At 48.4% G+C, this 19,508-nt stretch carries 19 protein-coding genes and 2 pseudogenes; 11 read left to right on the forward strand and 10 right to left on the reverse strand.

Annotation, left to right across the window (positions count from 1 at the left end):
• The 5 genes from lptA to D908_RS14150 are packed head-to-tail and all read right to left on the reverse strand — an operon-like array spanning position 1 to position 3,554.
• Positions 1 to 498, reverse strand: coding sequence for a lipopolysaccharide transport periplasmic protein LptA (gene lptA / locus D908_RS14170; protein WP_000830442.1), 498 nt, complete (start codon positions 496 to 498; stop codon positions 1 to 3).
• Complete coding sequence (gene lptC / locus D908_RS14165) at positions 479 to 1,042, reverse strand: LPS export ABC transporter periplasmic protein LptC (protein ID WP_000056799.1); 564 nt, start codon at positions 1,040 to 1,042, stop codon at positions 479 to 481. The genes lptA and lptC overlap by 20 nt, the downstream gene beginning before the upstream one ends.
• Positions 1,039 to 1,596: a 3-deoxy-manno-octulosonate-8-phosphatase KdsC gene (kdsC, locus tag D908_RS14160; RefSeq protein WP_000099417.1), complete on the reverse strand. Its 558-nt coding sequence runs from the start codon at positions 1,594 to 1,596 to the stop codon at positions 1,039 to 1,041. The genes lptC and kdsC overlap by 4 nt, the downstream gene beginning before the upstream one ends.
• Complete coding sequence (gene kdsD, locus D908_RS14155; protein ID WP_001133833.1) at positions 1,596 to 2,570, reverse strand: arabinose-5-phosphate isomerase KdsD; 975 nt, start codon at positions 2,568 to 2,570, stop codon at positions 1,596 to 1,598. The genes kdsC and kdsD overlap by 1 nt, the downstream gene beginning before the upstream one ends.
• Positions 2,571 to 2,594: 24 nt before the next feature.
• Positions 2,595 to 3,554 (reverse strand): calcium/sodium antiporter, encoded by a 960-nt coding sequence (locus D908_RS14150; protein ID WP_005523212.1) that lies wholly within the window; start codon positions 3,552 to 3,554, stop codon positions 2,595 to 2,597.
• Between the two features lie 503 nt (positions 3,555 to 4,057).
• Between D908_RS14150 and mlaF the strand changes: the two genes are divergently transcribed.
• The 8 genes and pseudogenes from mlaF to D908_RS14115 all read left to right on the forward strand — a co-directional run bounded on the left by mlaF (position 4,058) and on the right by D908_RS14115 (position 9,424).
• Positions 4,058 to 4,861, forward strand: coding sequence for a phospholipid ABC transporter ATP-binding protein MlaF (gene mlaF, locus D908_RS14145; protein WP_000083176.1), 804 nt, complete (start codon positions 4,058 to 4,060; stop codon positions 4,859 to 4,861).
• 4 nt (positions 4,862 to 4,865) lie between these two features.
• On the forward strand, positions 4,866 to 5,642 hold the full coding sequence (gene mlaE, locus D908_RS14140; RefSeq protein ID WP_005523213.1) for a lipid asymmetry maintenance ABC transporter permease subunit MlaE: 777 nt from the start codon (positions 4,866 to 4,868) through the stop codon (positions 5,640 to 5,642).
• Positions 5,643 to 5,644: 2 nt separating this feature from the next.
• Positions 5,645 to 6,135 (forward strand): annotated as a pseudogene (mlaD, locus tag D908_RS0119005) (outer membrane lipid asymmetry maintenance protein MlaD).
• A 3-nt stretch (positions 6,136 to 6,138) separates the two neighbouring features.
• Complete coding sequence (mlaC, locus tag D908_RS14135; RefSeq protein ID WP_000265668.1) at positions 6,139 to 6,777, forward strand: phospholipid-binding protein MlaC; 639 nt, start codon at positions 6,139 to 6,141, stop codon at positions 6,775 to 6,777.
• A complete protein-coding gene (locus D908_RS14130; RefSeq protein WP_005523219.1) occupies positions 6,774 to 7,103 on the forward strand; it encodes an STAS domain-containing protein in 330 nt (109 codons plus the stop codon). Before mlaC ends, D908_RS14130 begins: the two co-directional genes overlap by 4 nt.
• Entirely contained in the window at positions 7,096 to 7,350 is a 255-nt protein-coding gene (gene ibaG, locus D908_RS14125; protein WP_000376481.1) for a BolA family iron metabolism protein IbaG, read from the forward strand. Before D908_RS14130 ends, ibaG begins: the two co-directional genes overlap by 8 nt.
• A gap of 7 nt (positions 7,351 to 7,357) precedes the next feature.
• Complete coding sequence (gene murA, locus D908_RS14120) at positions 7,358 to 8,623, forward strand: UDP-N-acetylglucosamine 1-carboxyvinyltransferase (RefSeq protein WP_005523220.1); 1,266 nt, start codon at positions 7,358 to 7,360, stop codon at positions 8,621 to 8,623.
• A gap of 72 nt (positions 8,624 to 8,695) precedes the next feature.
• Positions 8,696 to 9,424, forward strand: coding sequence for a 1-acylglycerol-3-phosphate O-acyltransferase (locus tag D908_RS14115; RefSeq protein WP_000561034.1), 729 nt, complete (start codon positions 8,696 to 8,698; stop codon positions 9,422 to 9,424).
• A gap of 81 nt (positions 9,425 to 9,505) precedes the next feature.
• On the opposite strand, the gene D908_RS14110 is transcribed toward D908_RS14115, so the two are convergent.
• The 5 genes from D908_RS14110 to D908_RS14090 all read right to left on the reverse strand — a co-directional run bounded on the left by D908_RS14110 (position 9,506) and on the right by D908_RS14090 (position 14,252).
• The gene (locus D908_RS14110; RefSeq protein WP_000170063.1) at positions 9,506 to 9,895 is read right to left on the reverse strand and encodes a Rid family detoxifying hydrolase; all 390 of its coding nucleotides are present in this window, start codon (positions 9,893 to 9,895) and stop codon (positions 9,506 to 9,508) included.
• Positions 9,896 to 10,062: 167 nt separating this feature from the next.
• The gene (pyrI, locus tag D908_RS14105; RefSeq protein ID WP_000159857.1) at positions 10,063 to 10,530 is read right to left on the reverse strand and encodes an aspartate carbamoyltransferase regulatory subunit; all 468 of its coding nucleotides are present in this window, start codon (positions 10,528 to 10,530) and stop codon (positions 10,063 to 10,065) included.
• 12 nt (positions 10,531 to 10,542) lie between these two features.
• Positions 10,543 to 11,472, reverse strand: a complete 930-nt coding sequence (pyrB, locus tag D908_RS14100; protein ID WP_000013849.1) for an aspartate carbamoyltransferase — start codon at positions 11,470 to 11,472, stop codon at positions 10,543 to 10,545.
• 249 nt (positions 11,473 to 11,721) lie between these two features.
• The gene (gene argF, locus D908_RS14095; RefSeq protein WP_005523232.1) at positions 11,722 to 12,726 is read right to left on the reverse strand and encodes an ornithine carbamoyltransferase; all 1,005 of its coding nucleotides are present in this window, start codon (positions 12,724 to 12,726) and stop codon (positions 11,722 to 11,724) included.
• A 149-nt stretch (positions 12,727 to 12,875) separates the two neighbouring features.
• Positions 12,876 to 14,252 carry a PhoH family protein gene (locus D908_RS14090; protein ID WP_005523233.1) on the reverse strand — a complete coding sequence of 459 codons (1,377 nt, stop codon included), beginning with the start codon at positions 14,250 to 14,252 and terminating at the stop codon, positions 12,876 to 12,878.
• Between the two features lie 410 nt (positions 14,253 to 14,662).
• On the opposite strand from D908_RS14090, the pseudogene rapA reads away from it, so the two are divergent.
• The 3 genes and pseudogenes from rapA (at position 14,663) to D908_RS14075 (ending at position 19,407) form a co-directional block, all read left to right on the forward strand.
• Positions 14,663 to 17,571, forward strand: a pseudogene (rapA, locus tag D908_RS14085) (RNA polymerase-associated protein RapA).
• 96 nt (positions 17,572 to 17,667) lie between these two features.
• Entirely contained in the window at positions 17,668 to 18,405 is a 738-nt protein-coding gene (locus D908_RS14080) for a pseudouridine synthase (protein ID WP_001251800.1), read from the forward strand.
• Between the two features lie 39 nt (positions 18,406 to 18,444).
• Entirely contained in the window at positions 18,445 to 19,407 is a 963-nt protein-coding gene (locus D908_RS14075) for a D-2-hydroxyacid dehydrogenase (RefSeq protein ID WP_005523236.1), read from the forward strand.
• Positions 19,408 to 19,508 lie beyond the last annotated feature (101 nt).

A 19,508-nucleotide genomic window follows, 5' to 3' on the forward strand; every position in this document is an offset into this window, starting at 1 on the left:
TTACTCTTGCTGAACTGCTTGTGGTTGAAGAACGGTTGAAACACGTCCTTTGCCATCGCTATCGGCAATCAACTTCTGTGAGCTGATTTTGTAGCGGATTTTGCTGCCGCGAATTTCGCTGTCATCTTGCGACAGCATGGCTTTGTTAATCATCACCAATTCGTCATCACGCACTTTGTAATACAGTTCTTTGGCTTCGCCGTAGAGGGTTTTGCCTTCATCGGTAAGCTGCGAGAAGGTGGCAACGTTACCGTAGCCTTCAATCTCTTCAATCTTGCCGTTGTCCGCATTACGGATCACGATAAGCTTATCAGCATTGATGTTGATGCTGCCTTGTTTGAGTTTTACATCGCCCAAGAAGGTGACGCGGTTGCTCTTCATATCCAGTTGTTGACTGTCAGAGTCGATGTAAACCGGTTGTTCTCTGTCGGTAGAGAGTGCATAAGCCTGAGTCGAGGCGAGCAAACAAGCAATAAGACTAAGGTGTGAGCGTTTCATATCTACCTTGTACATTGTTATAAAGTTCAGCCGAGTGATCAGCAAAGTTACCTTTCATCGATTGACCATGAGTTTCAAATTGTGGGCCACGCAGTTCAACGGGCTTATCCGCCCAGAAGTCACGACTTTTTAGTTGGATACTCATCTCACTGGTGGTGAGAGTATCAAAGCCGGAGTCTGGGAGCAGATTCTTTGCCAGTACGTCATCGTATAAAGTCAGTACTTGATCTTTGCTCAGAATGCCTCTGCGCGCAGTGATTTCCCACTCTTGTAATGTGCCTTCCCGATACACTTTGAGTATCGGGGCTCTAAACAAGGTATTACCGCTTTTCGCGTAGTGATCCAAATGGATGGAGGTGATCACATAGTTGCGAATACCTTGTTCGCTGTATGAAATATTCTCTAAATTCTCGCCACTGAACATAGGGAGCTCAAGGTTGGGAGCGACCTGAATCGTGCTGTCTTGCTCTTGCTCCAGCAAGTAATAGAGCGACCAAGAGGCGATAAACAACAGCAAGATGTAAACAATGCGCGGCAAGCTCATAGGCTCAAGCCTTTATGTACATCCAATTCGTTACGCGCCTGTAAGATCAAATCACACACTTCACGTACAGCGCCATGGCCACCTCTGATGTGAGTGACGTAGTTAGCACGTTTTGCTAGCAGTGGGTGTCCATCAGCCACACAAACACGCAGCGCGACTTTTTCCATCACTGGCCAATCGATGAGATCATCACCAATGTAGCCAGTCTGTTCAGGAGCAATGGCGAGCTTTTGACAGATGTCATAATAAGCTTGCACTTTATCATCCTGCCCCTGATAGATCAGTGAAATGCCTAGCGCTTTCATGCGATTTTCAACAATTTGTGAACGGCGACCTGTAATGATGGCGATTTCAATTCCCGCATTCATTAAGGCTTTAACTCCGTAACCATCTCGGGTGTGGAAGGTTTTCAGTTCTTCTCCTTGGTTACCCATGTAGATCAAGCCGTCAGAAAAGACGCCATCCACATCACAGATTAACAGTTTGATCTGTTTGGCAATCTCTAGCAGGGAAGGTTCCACTTCACCGTATAAAGTCGAAATGGTTGAACTCATTACATCACTCCGGCTTTGAGCAGGTCGTGCATATTCAGCGCACCGACCAGTTTGTTATCGTCGACCAGCATTAGGCCGTTAATTCGTTTCGCTTGCATCAGATTAAGCCCTTCGACCGCCAGCAAATTAGGGTGTGCCACGGTGGGTTGACGAGTCATCACATCTGCAATGGCAGTGGTGTGAATGTCGATACGTTTATCGAGGATGCGTCGTAAATCACCATCAGTAAAAATGCCGAGCAAGGTATCTTGTTCATCAACCACGGCTGTCATGCCTAGCCCTTTTTGGCTAATTTCCAGCAGCGCATCGCGGATCAAGGCTTGTGGTGGCACTTTAGGCAGAGCTTCACCACTGTGCATAATATCGTTCAGCTTGAGTAAGAGTTTACGTCCAAGTGCGCCGCCTGGGTGAGACAAAGCAAAATCTTCTGCTGTGAAACCACGAGCTTGCATGAGTGCCACGGCCAAAGCATCCCCCATCACTAGGGTTGCTGTTGTGCTTGACGTTGGGGCAAGCTCCAGTGGACAAGCTTCACGAGGAACTGTGATTTGCAGGTGAATATCCGCCAGTTTGGCCATGTTGGAGCTTGGGTTGCCCGTCATGCTGATCACGCGAATATTCAAGCGTTTTAGCACTGGAAGTAGGGCAAGGATTTCCGATGATTCACCAGAATTCGAGATGGCGAGCACGATGTCGCCACGCTCAATCATCCCTAGATCGCCGTGTGAGGCCTCACCAGGATGAACGAAGAAAGCCGAAGTGCCCGTACTGGCTAAGGTTGCCGCAATTTTCTTACCTATGTGGCCTGATTTGCCCATGCCCATCACCACTACTTTACCAGTTTGGTTGGCTAAAATCGTGGCACAAGCGCTAGCGAAATCGGCGTTAATGTACTGCTCTAACTGCTGCAGAGCGGCGATTTCAGTACGCAGAACCTGTTTGGCTACATTTTGGTAATCAAATGAATTGGGCATCCTCAACTTTCCTCTTTAGCGCACTTAAATATTCATCAACAGATAAGTAATGTAACCGATGAAAGCACACAACAGTAGTACACCTTCTAGACGTGTGATTTGACGCTTTTTGCCTAAAGCCACGGCAACCAACAGCAGCGACACGCCAAGCATAACCCAAAAGTCACGGCTCATCGCTTCTGGGCTAAGTAGAGAAGGGTTCAGTAAACCCGGTAAACCCATAACCGCCAGAATGTTGAAGACGTTTGAGCCGATGATGTTACCCACCGCCATATCATCTTCACCTTTGAGTGCGCCCGCTAAAGAAGCTGCAAGCTCTGGCAAGCTGGTACCGACAGCAATAATGGTTAAGCCAATCACCAGATCGCTCATACCGAAATGTTTGGCGATCACGACTGCGTTATCGACCAACATGCCTGCACCAATCGGTAGCAGGATCAAACCAACCACGACCCAAAAAGCGGCTTTAGAGTTGCTGACACCGACTGGAATTTCCGATTCTTGTTCATCCAGTAGTGCATCACCATTTTGTTTCTCTTTTCGGCTGACTTGTAGCATCACCAAAATAAAGGCGGCAAACAGAACAATCAGCAAGATACCTTCATGAAAGCCAAGGTGGTTATCCCACAAAATGGCACCCGCAATCAGAGTAACCCCGATCATCATAGGCAATTCACGGCGTAAAACCGCAGAGCCTACAGAGAGTGGCTTAATTATCGCTGTAATACCTAAAATTAAAGCAATGTTGGCAATGTTTGAGCCTAACACGTTACCCACGGCAGTATCTGTTTTGCCTTCTAAAGCGGCGGTAGCAGAAACCATCATTTCTGGAGCAGATGAACCCATTGCCAGAATAGTCATACCGATGACTAAAGGAGAAATACCCACATTGCGGGCTAACGCAGCTGAACCGAACACCAACTTGTCTGCACCCCATACTAGGATTGCTAGACCAATAAACAGAAAGACCACCGCTTCGAGCATGATGATTCCCAAACAATAAGTGAAAACGAAGCCCTAGTGCTTTGATACAAGATTGGCGACATAACAGTGCCTTATCATTCAGAGGGGTGAGCCATCAATAGATGAAATTGCTCGCTCTTATGCATCTTCAGCGGTTTAGGCAGAGAATTGACCGCCAATTTTGACGTGTTGGTCATTAAAAGGGAAGTCGAAGTTCCAATTAATTGTCGTTATCCCACGTCAGATCGTTGCTGGTTACATGAGTTTGTGTAACGGAGTCGATAGGCGACAAACCTGAGTGAAAAGGGTGAAAAGTCTCATTAATCAAGGTTGCCCTCAGCAAGCTATCGGCTATGCTGAGTGAGGAGTTTAAATCTTGTTTTGTGTAACAAAACGCAAAGCACAGCTTTGACAAATCTTGGTCAAGAACCGCGCGGCGTACTGATGTGTGCTTTTAATTGCACCATGTTGTGCATTATCATGCGCATTCTTTCAGGATGTCGACCTAACAGTGAAGTGCCCATATGTCTCAATCTGACTTAGTCACCATCAAAAATTTACGCTTTTCTCGCTCGCAACGAGTCATTTTTGATGACATAGATCTTCATGTCCCCAAAGGAAAAGTGACCGCTATCATGGGGCCTTCCGGGATAGGTAAAACCACACTCTTGCGCTTAATTGGCGGTCAACTACTGCCTGAGCAAGGTGAAATCTGGTTTGATGGCGACAACATTCCAACCCTCAGCCGCCGCAAGCTTTATCGTGCTCGTAAAAAGATGAGCATGTTGTTTCAATCTGGTGCGCTGTTTACCGATCTCAATGTGTTTGACAATGTGGCTTACCCATTGCGAGAACATACCGACCTTGATGAATTGCTGATCAAAACGCTGGTACTGCTCAAATTAGAAGCCGTTGGCCTGCGTGGTGCCGCGTATTTAATGCCGAGTGAGCTTTCGGGTGGCATGGCTCGCCGAGCCGCTCTGGCGCGTGCTATTGCGCTCGATCCCGAACTAATTATGTTTGATGAGCCTTTCGTGGGGCAAGATCCGATCACTATGGGCGTGTTGGTTGAGCTTATTCGTAATCTCAACCAAGCTTTGGGCGTCACTTCAATTGTGGTTTCGCACGACGTTCCAGAAGTGATGAGCATTGCCGATTGGGTCTATCTGCTGGCGGATGGTAAGGTAATTGCTCAAGGCTCACCACAAGCGTTACGTGAGAATCCCGATCCACGTGTACAACAATTTTTATGTGGTGATGCAGATGGACCTGTGCCATTTCGTTTTCCTGCACAGCCAATAGAACAGGAGCTTTTTAGTGCTAAATGATGTGATGCGGTGGGTTAGCTCCATCGGGCAGCGCACGCTTGCGGTCAGTGAAACCTTTGGTCGCGCAAGTTTGATGTTGTTTGGTGCTCTGATTGGGCGTCCACAACCGATTCGCAACTTTCCTTTATTGGTGCGTCAACTGTACAGCATTGGCGTACAGTCATTGGCGATCATCATGGTATCTGGTCTATTTATTGGCATGGTGCTTAGCTTGCAAGGCTATGTCATCTTGGTCGATTACGGTGCAGAAACCAGCTTAGGACAAATGGTGGCGCTATCACTGCTGCGTGAGTTGGGCCCTGTTGTGACCGCGCTGCTGTTTGCAGGACGCGCTGGCTCAGCATTAACCGCAGAAATTGGCTTGATGAAAGCCACTGAGCAGTTATCTAGCTTGGAAATGATGGCGGTCGATCCTTTGAAACGAGTCATTGCGCCACGCTTCTGGGCTGGGGTGATCTCTATGCCACTGCTGGCAATGATTTTCATGGCCGTCGGTATTTGGGGTGGTCAACTGGTTGGTGTCGATTGGAAAGGGATTGATCACGGTAGTTTCTGGTCTGCCATGCAAGCGTCGGTTGAATTGGGTCAAGACATAGGTAATAGCACCATCAAGTGTGTAGTGTTTGCCTTCACCGTGACTTGGATTGCTCTATTTAATGGCTATGATGCCATTCCGACTTCGGAAGGGATCAGCCGAGCCACAACCCGCACTGTAGTGCACTCATCACTGGCCGTACTCGGGCTGGATTTTGTTCTAACCGCATTGATGTTTGGGAACTGATCATGCAACAAACACGAAAAATTGAATTTTGGGTTGGCAGCTTTGTACTCGCAGGAATTTGCGCGATTTTAGTGATGATTTTTCAGGTCGCTGACGTGAAAGGTCTGGGCTCTAGCGATACTTACCGCCTGACAGCTGAGTTTGACAATATTGGTAGCTTGAAAGTGCGTTCTCCGGTGAAAGTTGGGGGCGTGGTCGTTGGACGAGTTGAGTCAATTACGTTGAACCCCAAAAGCTTGCTACCTACAGTAACGCTGGCGATTGATAGCAATATAACCAGTTTTCTGAGAACTCAAGCTTACAGATCCTGACTTCGGGTCTTATCGGTGAACAGTATTTAAGTCTAGTGCCTGGGTTTGTGTTTGAAGATGAAACCATGCTGAAAGAGGGTGATCGAATTGAAGACACCAAGTCTGCATTAGTGTTGGAAGACTTGATCGGCCAAGTGTTGTATAGCGTAGGCGGCGGATCTGACAAGGATAAAAAGGAATAAATGATGTGGAAGAAAACCCTGTTATTGGTTAGTGCTCTATTAATGCCTTGGTTGGCAACGGCTGCCACCATTGATACCAGCAATCCTTATCAAATGATGAAAGCGGTGGCTGAGAAATCCTTTGACCGTCTTAAAAACGAACAAGAGAAAGTGCACCAAGATCCGCAATACCTAAAAGTGATTGTGGAAGAAGAATTGATGCCATACGTCAATGAGCAATACGCCGCACTTAAATTGCTTGGGCCTAACCTCAAAGGGGCAAAGCGAGAAGATGTGGCTGAATTTGTGAAAGCCTTTCGGGCGTATTTGGTTACCAACTATGCACAAGTGCTGACTCAATACACCAATCAAACCATCGAGTTTGGTCCAGAAATGCCGCTGGAAGGCGATCGTCGGATCACCAGTGTTAAAGTGGAAATCGTGGATACACCGCGTCCCAATATCAAACTTGAGTTTAAGCTTCGCCAAGAAAAATCCGGTGAATGGAAAGCGTTCGATATGATTGCTGAAGGCGTGAGTCTGCTTTCAAGCAAACAATCAGAGTGGAGTGGAAAAATTCGTCAGCAGGGCATTCTGGCGGTAGCGCAAGAATTAGATCAGTTGGCAAATCAACCGATCCGTTTTGAGAGCCAAAACCAATGAGTCATCCACAATGGCTAGTCGAAAATGAACAAAAGTTCAGTTTAATTGGCGAATTGGATCGAGAAACGGTGCCTGAATTGTGGATCTTTCTCAAAAATTGGCAGCCGCAGGTAAAGCAAATCGAGATTTCTTTGCAGCAAGTTGTCAGAATCGACTCCGCGGGAATGGTGCTGTTAATTCACTTAATAGAGCATGCAAAAGTGAGAAACTGTCATATAATGCTCAGCTTCGTGCCAGAGCAACTGCGCACACTATTTCAGTTGAGCAATATTGAACATCTGATGTCTCAACACATAGCCAAACCAGCAGAGGTGAATTGTGGATAGCGCACAAGTCCAACAAATTTTACAACAAGCCCTTAATCTTGAAGAAATTCATGTGAAAGGTGAGGGCAGCCATTACGAAGTGATCGCTGTCGATGCTTGTTTTGCCGATATGAGCCGAGTGAAGAAACAGCAGATGATTTATGCCCCTTTGATGGGTTACATCCAGCGTAATGATATTCACGCGGTCACAATGAAAACATTTACCCCACAAGAGTGGGCACGCAATAAGAAGTTGATGTCCCTTTAAGGTTTTTATGGAAAAGTTTCGTGTTATTGGGTCAACTCAGCCGCTACAAGGTGAAGTGACCATTTCAGGCGCTAAAAACGCCGCCCTACCGATTTTATTTGCTTCAATCCTGGCTGGAGAGCCCGTTGAAGTGGCCAACGTTCCTCACCTACGTGACATCGACACCACCATGGAACTGCTTGAGCGCTTGGGCGCGAAAGTTGAGCGTAATGGCTCGGTTCATGTTGATGCAGGTCCTATCAACCAATACTGTGCGCCTTATGATTTGGTGAAAACCATGCGTGCTTCGATTTGGGCATTAGGTCCGTTGGTGGCCCGTTTTGGTCAAGGACAAGTTTCTCTACCTGGTGGTTGTGCGATTGGCGCTCGTCCAGTGGATCTGCATATCCACGGTCTGGAACAGCTTGGTGCGACCATTACTTTGGAAGATGGCTATGTAAAAGCCCACGTTGATGGCCGCTTGCAAGGCGCGCATATCGTGATGGACAAAGTGAGCGTGGGTGCCACGATCACCATCATGTGTGCAGCAACACTCGCTGAAGGCACCACTGTGCTCGATAACGCAGCGCGTGAACCTGAGATTGTTGATACCGCCATGTTCCTCAATAGATTGGGTGCGAAAATTTCAGGTGCAGGTACTGACAGCATTACCATTGAAGGCGTAGAACGTCTTGGCGGTGGTAAGCATGCTGTAGTACCAGATCGTATCGAAACTGGTACTTTCTTGGTTGCGGCTGCCGTATCGCGTGGCAAAATTGTTTGTCGTAACACCCATGCACATCTATTGGAAGCGGTCTTAGCCAAGCTTGAAGAAGCAGGTGCTGAGATTGAAAGTGGTGAAGATTGGATCAGTTTAGATATGACTGGGCGTGAGCTGAAAGCGGTCAATGTACGCACTGCGCCACATCCAGGTTTCCCAACCGACATGCAAGCTCAGTTCACACTGCTGAACATGATGGCAAAAGGTGGTGGCGTGATCACTGAAACCATTTTCGAAAACCGTTTTATGCATGTGCCTGAGTTAAAACGCATGGGCGCAAAAGCGGAAATCGAAGGCAATACCGTGATTTGCGGTGATGTCGATCGTTTAAGTGGTGCGCAAGTGATGGCAACTGACCTGCGTGCATCTGCAAGCCTCGTAATTGCGGGTTGTATCGCCAAAGGCGAAACCATTGTCGATCGTATCTATCATATTGATCGTGGTTACGAGCGAATTGAGGACAAACTCTCAGCGCTTGGCGCAAATATTGAGCGTTTCCGCGACTCGCGTTAAACTCCCCAGTTCTGAATGGGCCGAAATCCAAGGGTTTCGGCCTTTTTCTTCCAGCTCCTTTGGAGAATTTGCATGATTGCGTTATTGCGAATCTTGGCAGTGGCTGTGTTCGCTGTCTTTATGTTTGTGTTTGGTTGCGGCTATTGTTTATTGAGCCCACGTAACCCTAAACATGTTTATACCTTTGGTAAGAAGTTTGCGGCGATGTCAAAAGTGTTTGGCATTAAGCTCGAGTACCGTGCGCCTGCGGATGTTGATCAGCGTGGCCAGCATATCTACATTGCTAACCACCAAAATAATTGGGATCTGTTTACCGTATCCAAAGCGGTGACGCCAAAAGTGGTAACGGTAGGTAAGAAAAGCCTCGCGTGGATGCCGTTGTTTGGTCAACTCTATTGGCTGACTGGCAATATCCTGATTGACCGTGCAAACAAAACCAAAGCCAAAGGGACTATCGATCAAGTTATTGATTACATGAAACAAAGCGAAGTGTCGGTATGGATGTTCCCAGAAGGTACTCGCTCGCGTGGCCGTGGTTTACTGCCATTTAAAGCTGGTGCATTTCACGCTGCGATTGGTGCAGGCGTACCGATTATTCCGATTGTGTGTAGTTCCACCGATAAGCTCAACTTCAATCGCTGGAATAACGGCCATGTGATTGTGGAAGTGTTACCGCCAATCAGTACGGAAGGTTACAGCAAAGAGAATATCCGCGAGCTGTCACAGCTTTGCCATGAGCAAATGAAAGCGAAACTGGCTGAGTTGGATGCCGAAGTAGCAGAGCGTAATCGTAACGCGTAACGGTAGTGTTTTGCACTGTTGCTTCAAAAAGAAAGGGTTGCCATGGCAACCCTTTTTGCATTTTAACGCCAACGAGTGGGGTTATTTGCGTACCGCGATCGCTTCGATTTCGATGCCAACATCTTTTGGCAGACGCGCCACTTCAACACAAGAACGTGCTGGGTAGTGAGCAACGTTATGCTCATCAAAGAACGCGCCATACACTTGGTTTACGGTGCCGAAATCATTGAGATCTTTCACGAATACGGTCATTTTCACAATGTCACCCACAGTTAAGCCAGAGGCTTCAACCACCGCTTTCACGTTGTCCAGTGATTGGCGAGCTTGCGCAGCGATGTCCGCAGGAACTTCACCTGTGGTTGGGTTTACTGGGATTTGACCAGAAGTCAGCACCATATTGCCGAGATCAACACCTTGAATGTATGGGCCAATGGCAGCAGGGGCCGCTTCAGTATGTAGAACTTTTGTCATCTTTCTTATCCGTTAGTTGTTCCAAAATCGCTATTCAGTTTGCCTGTAAAGCTTGGGTAGGTAAAGCGCCGCTCTCTCATTTATCCCCTTACTACTTGAAGCTACAACGCTACCCATATTGCTACAGCACTCAGTTGTTTGGGGATACTCAACTTGCTTGGAGGTGATTAAGCTTCGATTTCCGTGACCACATCGCGAGCAAATACTTTTTCACAGTATTTGCATTTCAGGCGGATGTCGTTGTTCTTCTCAGAAATCTTGAAGCTGCTTTCTACAGGCTCGTTGTGCGAAATGCAGTTGCTGTTTGGGCAGGCAAACACATTATTAATGCGCTCTGGCAGTTGCAGTGCCAACTTCTTCACCACTTCGTAGTTTTCAATTTGGTTAACGGTCGCGTGTGGTGCGTACAGGGCGAGTTTGTTAGCTTGTGCCTCACTGATGAACACATTTTCAATTTTGAGCAGATCTTTGCTGCCTAGAGCTGAAGAAGGCAGATTGAGGCCGATGGTGACACGCTGCGCTGAATTATGCATATCAAATAGCTTCAACACTTTAATGCCCACTTTCGCTGGAATGTGGTCAATCACGGTGCCGTTTTTGATCGCTTCAACTTGTAATTTAGTCTCTTTTGTCATGATCTGCTCTCCTTACAGCGATTCGTTCAAAACCAGAGCCAGCAAAGCTTCACGGGCGTAAACCCCGTTTTCAACTTGTTGGAAATAGTAGGCGTGTGGGGTTTTATCTACATCGGTAGTGATCTCATCCACGCGTGGCAGTGGGTGCAGCACTTTCAAATTGCTGCGCGCATCGCTCAGGTGGGCAGCAGTCAAGATATAAGCGGATTTGATATGCGCGTATTCCGACTCATCAAAACGCTCTTTCTGTACACGCGTCATGTAGAGAATATCCAGCTCTGGGATCACGCTTTCCATATCGCTGAACACTTGGTATTTCACGCCTGCTTCATCCAGCTCTTCACAGATGTAATCTGGCATCGCCAGGGCTTCAGGAGCCACAAAGAAGAAGCGGTTGTTATCAAACTTAGCCAGAGCTTGTGCCAGCGAATGTACGGTGCGGCCATATTTTAAATCACCGACAAACGCGACATCGAGGTTATCGAGACGACCTTGGGTTTCATAAATCGAGTAGAGATCGAGCAGGGTTTGCGATGGGTGCTGGTTTGAACCGTCACCCGCGTTAATCACGGGGGTGCCATTAGAAAACTCAGAAGCCAAACGTGCCGCGCCTTCTTGTGGATGACGCATCACGAAAGCATCAACATAGGAAGAGATTACGCGTACCGAGTCCGCTAAGGTTTCGCCTTTCTTCGCTAGCGACGTATTGCCGCCGTTATCAAAGCCAATCACGCTGCCACCGATACGTTGAATCGCCGTTTCGAACGAGAGGCGAGTACGGGTAGAAGGTTCGAAGAAACAACTGGCCACGACCTTGTGCTTAATCAGTTCTGGATTCGGTTGTGCCTTAAGCTGGCCTGCGGTTTTCACAATCAACTCCAACTCAGCGCGTGAGAGTTCAGCAATGGAGATGATGTGCTTTTGGTAAAGCGAATTCGCCATGATCGTCTTCCCTATATTTTCTAACAGCCATAAAAAAGCCCCCCATGAGGGAGGCTTTAACAAATCGATGAGGGGAAAAACAGTAGTGCCAGTAAGCCAACTTGCTTACTACGATGGACACTGCTTTGAGCTGCACGCTGTGCACATTTCATTGGCTACCCCTCAGACAAACGGTCGGCATTATACGCCGAAAGTTTGTGAGCGCAAGCGATTACATCACAGAGTTAAGGGATATTAAATCGCTGGCATTCACTTGCCTAAAGTGGCAACCATGACTGCCTTGATGGTGTGTAGTCGGTTCTCCGCTTCATCAAACACAATCGAGTATTCAGATTCAAAGACTTCTTCGGTGACTTCCAATCCTTGCATACCGTATTTGGCTGCGATCTCTTGGCCCACTTTGGTTTGGTCATCATGGAATGCGGGTAAGCAGTGCATGAATTTCACCTGTGGATTGCCAGTGGCTTTGATGACATCCATGTTGACTTGATACGGCTTCATTAACGCAACCCGCTCATCCCACGCGTCCGCGGCTTCGCCCATAGAAACCCACACATCGGTGTAAAGGAAATCACAGCCTTTAACGCCTTCATGCACTTCTTCACTCAAGGTGATTTTTGCTCCGGTTTGCTTGGCAATTTCTTGGCAGCTTGCCACTAAGGCGTCATTTGGCCAGTACGCTTTCGGCGCAACTAAGCGAATATCCATGCCCATTTTGGCTGCACCAACCATGAGTGAATTACCCATGTTGTTACGTGCATCACCAAGGTAAGCAAACTTCATTTCATGCAGTTGTTTACCGCGCCCATGTTCTTGCATAGTCAGAAGATCGGCCAAGATCTGCGTGGGGTGAAACTCATCGGTTAAGCCATTCCATACTGGCACGCCAGCATATTTACCGAGTACCTCAACAATCTCTTGGCCAAAGCCACGGTATTGAATGCCATCGTACATACGGCCTAATACGCGCGCGGTATCTTTCATCGACTCTTTATGGCCAATTTGCGAGCCGGAAGGGCCAATGTAAGAGACTTGCGCGCCTTGATCAAATGCTGCTACTTCGAATGCACAGCGAGTTCGGGTAGATGACTTTTCAAAGATCAACGCGATGTTTTTGCCTTGCAGGGTCTTCTGCTCGGTGCCTGCGTATTTCGCGCGTTTTAGCTCGGCAGACAGATCCAGTAGGAAGTGGATCTCTTTTGGGGTGAAGTCGAGCAGTTTTAGAAAGTTGCGGTTACGTAAATTGAAAGCCATTTCCCTATCCTCGTTTGGCGATTCCAGTTGCGGCTAGTAAAGCATGAAAATGCTATAAAAGTGAATAAATATTTTAAATTAAAATAAAGAAAATCAAGAATAGATTGAATTTGTGAGGCGAGATGCACATAACATCTCGCCAAAAGTGATTATAAATTCTCTTCGGCGAATTCAGCCAAGCGGCTGCGTACTACGCCATTGAGGTGGATGTTGGCGCTGCCTTCAAAGTTTTTGAAGCGCTCAACCATGTAGGTGAGACCTGAGGTGACAGGGGTTAAATAGTGGGAATCAATCTGCGCTAAGTTACCTGAACAGACGATCTTAGTACCTTCACCACAGCGGGTGATGATGGTTTTGATCTGCGAAGCCGTCAGGTTTTGACACTCATCGAGCAACACGAAAGCATTTTGGATTGAACGGCCGCGCATAAAGTTGATCGATTTAAACTGAATGTTGGCTTTATCACAGATGTATTTGAGCGAGCCATCCGTGCTGTGGTCGTTTTTGTGCAGCGCTTCCAAGGTATCGGTGACGGAAGCCAGCCACGGCATCATCTTCTCCTCTTCGGTACCGGGGAGGAAACCAATCGACTCACCAATATCAGGCGTATTACGAGTGACAATGATCTTATCGAACATTTTGCGTTCGACGGTTTGTTCCAGTGCTGCTGCCATCGCCAGTAAGGTTTTACCGCTGCCCGCCGCGCCAGTCAGGATCACTAGATCAATATCGGGATCGAGCAGAGCGTCCAACGCCATTCCTTGGTAAATATTTTTCGGGGTGATGCCCCACGCTTTGCGATGCATCATGCGATCACGGCTGAGATCGCGCAGCGTCAATTTATCGCCATCAATGTTCTCGACTCGTGCAGCAAAGTCGCTGTCTTCATCGATCACATATTGATTGAGGAAGGTTGGATCAAATGGAGCACGATCCAGCTTATGGAAAGTTTTGCCACCTAATGTGTAGCTGGCGACATCTTCCACACTGTCCCAAAAACTGCCGGGACGAGTTTGAAAGCCCTTGGTCAGGTATTGAATATCATCAATCAGTTGATCGGTGCGGTAGTCTTCCACATACAACACCCCTGCACCTTTGGCGCGCAGCCGCATATTGATGTCTTTGGTGACCAGCACGACGGCACGGGGTGCACGTTGAGCTTGGAGATAAAGCACTGCATTGAGGATCCGGTTATCACCTTCTTTGTCGGTAAAGGCTTTTACGGTTTCATGCAGTTCATAATCGGCGAGGATCGAGATGGTTCCTGTTGCGCCCTCTTGCTTAGAAAGCGGGATCCCTTCGGTGATTTCTTCGGGAGTGGCATCGTGGAATAAGTGCTCCAAAGCCCGAATCGCTACGCGTGCATCGCGCGCCACATCGCGTTTGCTGTCTTTGATCCGGTCGAGTTCTTCAAGAACGGTCATTGGGATGACCACGTCGTGCTCTTTGAAAGAGTAAATCGCGAGAGGTTCGTGGAGTAGGATATTGGTATCCAGTACAAACAGTTTCCGATCGGTATCGCCCATAAGCGTCTCCTTGCTACATGTAGCATGCTTTGTCGTGTATGTTCACAAGCGGCCTGTAGGATCGTACGCTCAGGTGAGCGTTGCGATCATTGTCGACTTGCTGCAAACCCGTGTTGATACTCTCTGTTTGAACTTGCAGGCTTTATGCCAATCTAATTGTTGACACAAATGCCGCATCTTCAAACTGAGTATAGCAATCATCCTATTAACAAATGCCACTCGTTTTTGACATTTTGATGTCACGAAAAAAAAGCGTATTACGACGGGGAATGGGCGTGACCTGTGTCACGCCATCAAGTAAGATTAGCGGCCTTTTTCTGCACCCTGAGCCGCCAGCATCCATAATAAAAGGCTGACTGGAGTGAAGTGCAAAAATTCTCTGCAACGCTATTTGATGAGGTAGTCCATTCATGTCATTTGCTTTAGGGCAACGCTGGATAAGCGATACGGAAAGTGATCTCGGGTTAGGCACTGTGGTGGCGCTTGATGCGCGTACAGTGACCTTGATGTTTGCAGCATCGGAAGAAAATCGTGTTTATGCACGTTCAGATGCGCCGGTCACCCGTGTGATCTTTAATGTCGGCGATGTGGTGGATAGTCAGCAAGGCTGGTCGTTACAAGTTGAACAAGTGGTGGAAGACCAAGCGTCTACACCTATCTAGGCACGCGAGTGGATACCGAAGAAAGCGGTGTCGCGCTGCGTGAAATTTTCCTCAGTAACCAAATTCGTTTTAATAAACCGCAGGACAAGTTGTTTGCCGGTCAAATCGATCGCATGGACAACTTCGTGCTGCGTTATCGCGCTCTAGCCAATCAATATCAACAGCACAAAAGCCCAATGCGTGGCTTGTGTGGTATGCGCGCCGGGCTGATCCCGCATCAGCTTTACATTGCCCATGAAGTAGGTCGTCGCCATGCACCACGCGTGTTACTGGCCGATGAAGTAGGTTTGGGTAAAACCATCGAAGCGGGCATGATCATCCATCAGCAAGTGCTGACCGGGCGTGCTGAACGCATCCTGATTGTGGTACCTGAAACGCTGCAACACCAATGGTTGGTGGAGATGATGCGCCGTTTCAACCTGCACTTCTCGATTTTTGATGAAGAGCGCTGTGTAGAAGCCTTTAGCGAGGCAGATAACCCATTTGAAACTCAGCAGTATGTGCTGTGTTCACTCGATTTCTTGCGTAAAAGCCGCCAGCGTTTTGAACAAGCGTTGGAAGCGGAATGGGATTTGTTGGTAGTCGATGAAGCGCACCACTTAGAGTGGCACCCAGAAAAGCCTAGCCGAGAATATCAAGTGATTGAAGCGCTCGCTGAGCAAACTCCGGGTGTGCTGCTATTGACGGCAACACCTGAGCAGTTAGGTCGTGAAAGCCACTTTGCTCGTCTGCGCCTGCTGGATGCAGATCGTTTCTACGATTACGAAGCCTTTGTTAAAGAAGAAGAGCAGTACGCACCGGTTGCGGATGCGGTCACTGCGCTGTTCAGCGGTGAGAAGCTGAGTGATGAAGCGAAAAACAAAATCACTGAGCTATTGTCTGAGCAAGATGTGGAGCCGCTGTTTAAAGCGTTGGAAAGCCACGCCAGCGAGGACGAAATTGCTTTAGCTCGCCAAGAGCTGATCGACAATCTGATGGATCGCCACGGTACTGGTCGCGTGTTGTTCCGTAACACGCGTGCGGCAATCAAAGGCTTCCCAGTACGTAATGTGCATTTGCTGCCATTAGATATCCCCTCTCAATACACGACTTCAATGCGTGTCGCGGGCATGCTCGGCGGTAAACTGACGCCAGAAGCGCGCGCGATGAAAATGCTCTACCCAGAAGAGATTTTCCAAGAGTTTGAAGGCGAAGAGTCAAGCTGGTGGCAATTTGACTCACGCGTCAACTGGCTGCTCGAAAAAGTCAAAGCCAAACGCAGCGAGAAGATCCTCGTCATCGCTTCACGTGCCAGCACCGCATTGCAGCTAGAGCAGGCATTGCGTGAGCGTGAAGGCATTCGCGCAACGGTATTCCATGAAGGCATGTCGATCATTGAGCGTGACAAAGCCGCAGCTTACTTTGCCCAGGAAGAGGGCGGCGCGCAGGTGCTGATCTGTAGTGAAATCGGCTCCGAAGGTCGTAACTTCCAGTTTGCCAACCAATTGGTGATGTTTGATCTGCCGTTCAACCCAGACTTGCTTGAGCAGCGTATCGGGCGTTTGGACCGTATCGGCCAAAAGCGTGATATCGATGTGTACGTGCCGTACCTGACCGAAACGTCACAAGCGATTTTGGCGCGTTGGTTTCAAGAAGGTTTGAATGCCTTTGCGGAAACCTGTCCAACCGGTCGTGCGGTTTATGATGTGTTTGCTGAGCGTTTGATCCCAATCCTTGCTGTCGGTGGTGGTGAAGAACTGGAAGTGATCATCGAAGAGTCAGCCAAGCTGAACAAAACGCTGAAATCCCAGCTGGAAGTTGGGCGTGATCGCTTGCTTGAAATGCATTCTAACGGTGGCGAAAAAGCGCAGCAGATTGCCGAGCAGATCGCTAAAACCGATGGTGATACCAATTTGGTGACTTTTGCGTTGAGCCTGTTTGATGCGATTGGTCTGCATCAAGAAGATCGTGGCGAGAATGCGTTGGTGGTCACTCCTGCCGAACACATGATGGTGCCAAGCTATCCGGGTCTGCCGTATGAAGGAGCAACTATTACCTTTGATCGTGACACCGCACTGTCGCGTGAAGATATACACTTCATCAGTTGGGAACACCCAATGGTGCAAGGCGGCATTGATTTGCTGATGAGTGAAGGGGTGGGGACTTGCGCGGTTTCGCTGTTGAAAAACAAAGCGTTGCCGGTCGGTACTATCTTGCTGGAACTGGTGTATGTGGTGGATGCCCAAGCGCCGAAACGCAGTGGTATCAGCCGCTTCTTGCCCGTCTCTCCAATCCGAATTCTGATGGATGCGCGCGGTAATGATCTCTCTTCGCAAGTGGAGTTTGAAAGCTTTAATCGTCAGCTCAGCCCAGTGAATCGTCATTTGGCCAGCAAGCTGGTGAGTTCAGTACAGCATGATGTGCATCGTTTGATTACGGCAAGCGAAGCGGCGGTTGAGCCGCGAGTGAGCGCAATTCGTGAACAAGCGCAGCGTGATATGCAGCAGAGCCTCAACAGCGAGTTGGAGCGTTTGCTGGCACTCAAAGCGGTTAACCCGAACATTCGTGATGAAGAGATCGAAGTGCTGGAGCAGCAAATCAAAGAGCTGACTGACTATATTGCGCAGGCGCAGTATCAGCTTGATTCACTGCGTTTGATTGTGGTGGCACACAACTGATTACGTAGGCCCTCGAAACGAGGGCCTTGTTTTATTCCCCGTTGGCGACATTTTGCGTATATAATGCGCCGTTTTTTGTGATACGAGACGATAGCGATGGCAATGACCGAGTACAATCCACCCAAGGAACCGTGGATTGATGTGATTTATGAGGATGAACACATCATCGCAGCCAACAAGCCTTCTGGTTTGTTATCTGTTCCTGGGCGACCTGTTGAGCACTACGACAGTATGTGGGCTCGTTTGGTGGATTACTGCCCTGATGTGAAGGTCGTACACCGTTTGGATATGTCGACCTCTGGGCTGATCCTGTTTGCGAAAGGCAAACATATGGAATCGGCGTTGAAGAAGCAGTTTCAGTATCGTCTCACTCATAAAATCTACTATGCCCGCGTATGGGGTGTGATGGAGCAAGACGAAGGCGAAGTGAATTTGCCGCTGTGTTGTGATTGGCCAAACCGCCCGAAACAGAAAGTCTGTTTTGAAGAGGGACGTGATTCTCTGACGCGCTATCAAGTCGTAAAGCGTGAAGAGAAAACCACAGTCGTACGCCTCATCCCGATCACTGGACGCTCTCATCAGCTGCGTGTGCACATGCAATCGCTCGGCCATCCGATTGTTGGTGATGATCTCTACGCGCCACAAGAAGCCGTCGAGTTTGCCGATCGTCTGCAACTGCACGCCGCGGAGCTGTGTTTCTACCATCCACGTAGTCATTGGCTGCGCACTTTATTTGTCCCTTGTGACTTCTATCCCGAAGCCGAGGAGCAGATTTTGCAGCATTTCGATCCTGAGCGAAAATTACCGGACTATAAAAAGCTATCCCAAGACTAATATTATTGTGGGTAGCGGATAATCAGACCCGGAGTCAGCATGTCACTACCCACTTTAGTTTTTCTAGACCGCGCTACTATTCCGCGCCATATCCCATTACCTGCTCTGCCTTTTGAACACCATTGGGTTGAGTATGATGCATGTGAGCCTCACCAAGTGGTTGAGCGCCTCTTAGCGGCCGATATCGTTATCACTAATAAAGTGGTACTCACCCGTGAAATGCTGGTTCAGTTGCCTAAGCTCAAGTTGATCGCCATTTCTGCCACGGGCACCAACAACGTCGATTTGCAGGCGTGTCGTGACCTGAATATCGCGGTGTGTAATGTGCAAGGCTATGCCACGCGCTCTGTACCAGAGCATGTGATCGCCATGATGTTTGCTCTAAGACGTAATCTTATCGGTTATCACAATGATATTGCGGCCGGAGAGTGGCAGCGCCATAAGCAGTTCTGTTTTTTCACGCATCCCATTGGCGATATTGCGGGTTCAACCATGGGCATTATCGGCAGTGGTGCATTAGGACAAGCGACGGCGAATTTGACTCGTGCATTAGGTATGCAAGTGCTGTTTGCTGAACGTAAAGGTCAGTTGGAATGCCGCGCAGGGTACACGCCATTTGAACAAGTGCTGGCGCAGTCGGATGTGCTATCACTGCACTGTCCGCTGACGGATGAAACGCGAAATATTATCTCGGAAGCGGAATTGGTGCAGATGAAGCCCAATGCTCTGTTGATTAATACCGGGCGCGGCGGTTTAGTGGATGAACAGGCGCTGGTGGATGCGCTGAAAAGACGTCAAATTGCTGGGGCTGGGGTGGATGTGTTTAGTGTCGAGCCTGCGGATATGGATAACCCACTGATTGCCAACCGTGATTTGCCTAATCTCCTGCTGACACCGCATGTGGCGTGGGGCAGTGATTCCTCGATACAACAACTCGCGACTATCTTGATCGACAACATTAGTGCATTTATGCGTGGTGAAGCGAAAAATCGAGTCGTCTAGAAGTTGCTTTGTTGATTATGTGTGTGATTTATATCGCCATAATTTAATTGGTGTTGTGAATGGTTCTTACAGGTTGTTACACTCGGAGCGCTTTTTTACTC

Source organism: Vibrio mimicus CAIM 602, from assembly GCF_000338875.1.
In the GTDB taxonomy this organism is placed as follows: Bacteria; Pseudomonadota; Gammaproteobacteria; order Enterobacterales; family Vibrionaceae; genus Vibrio; species Vibrio mimicus.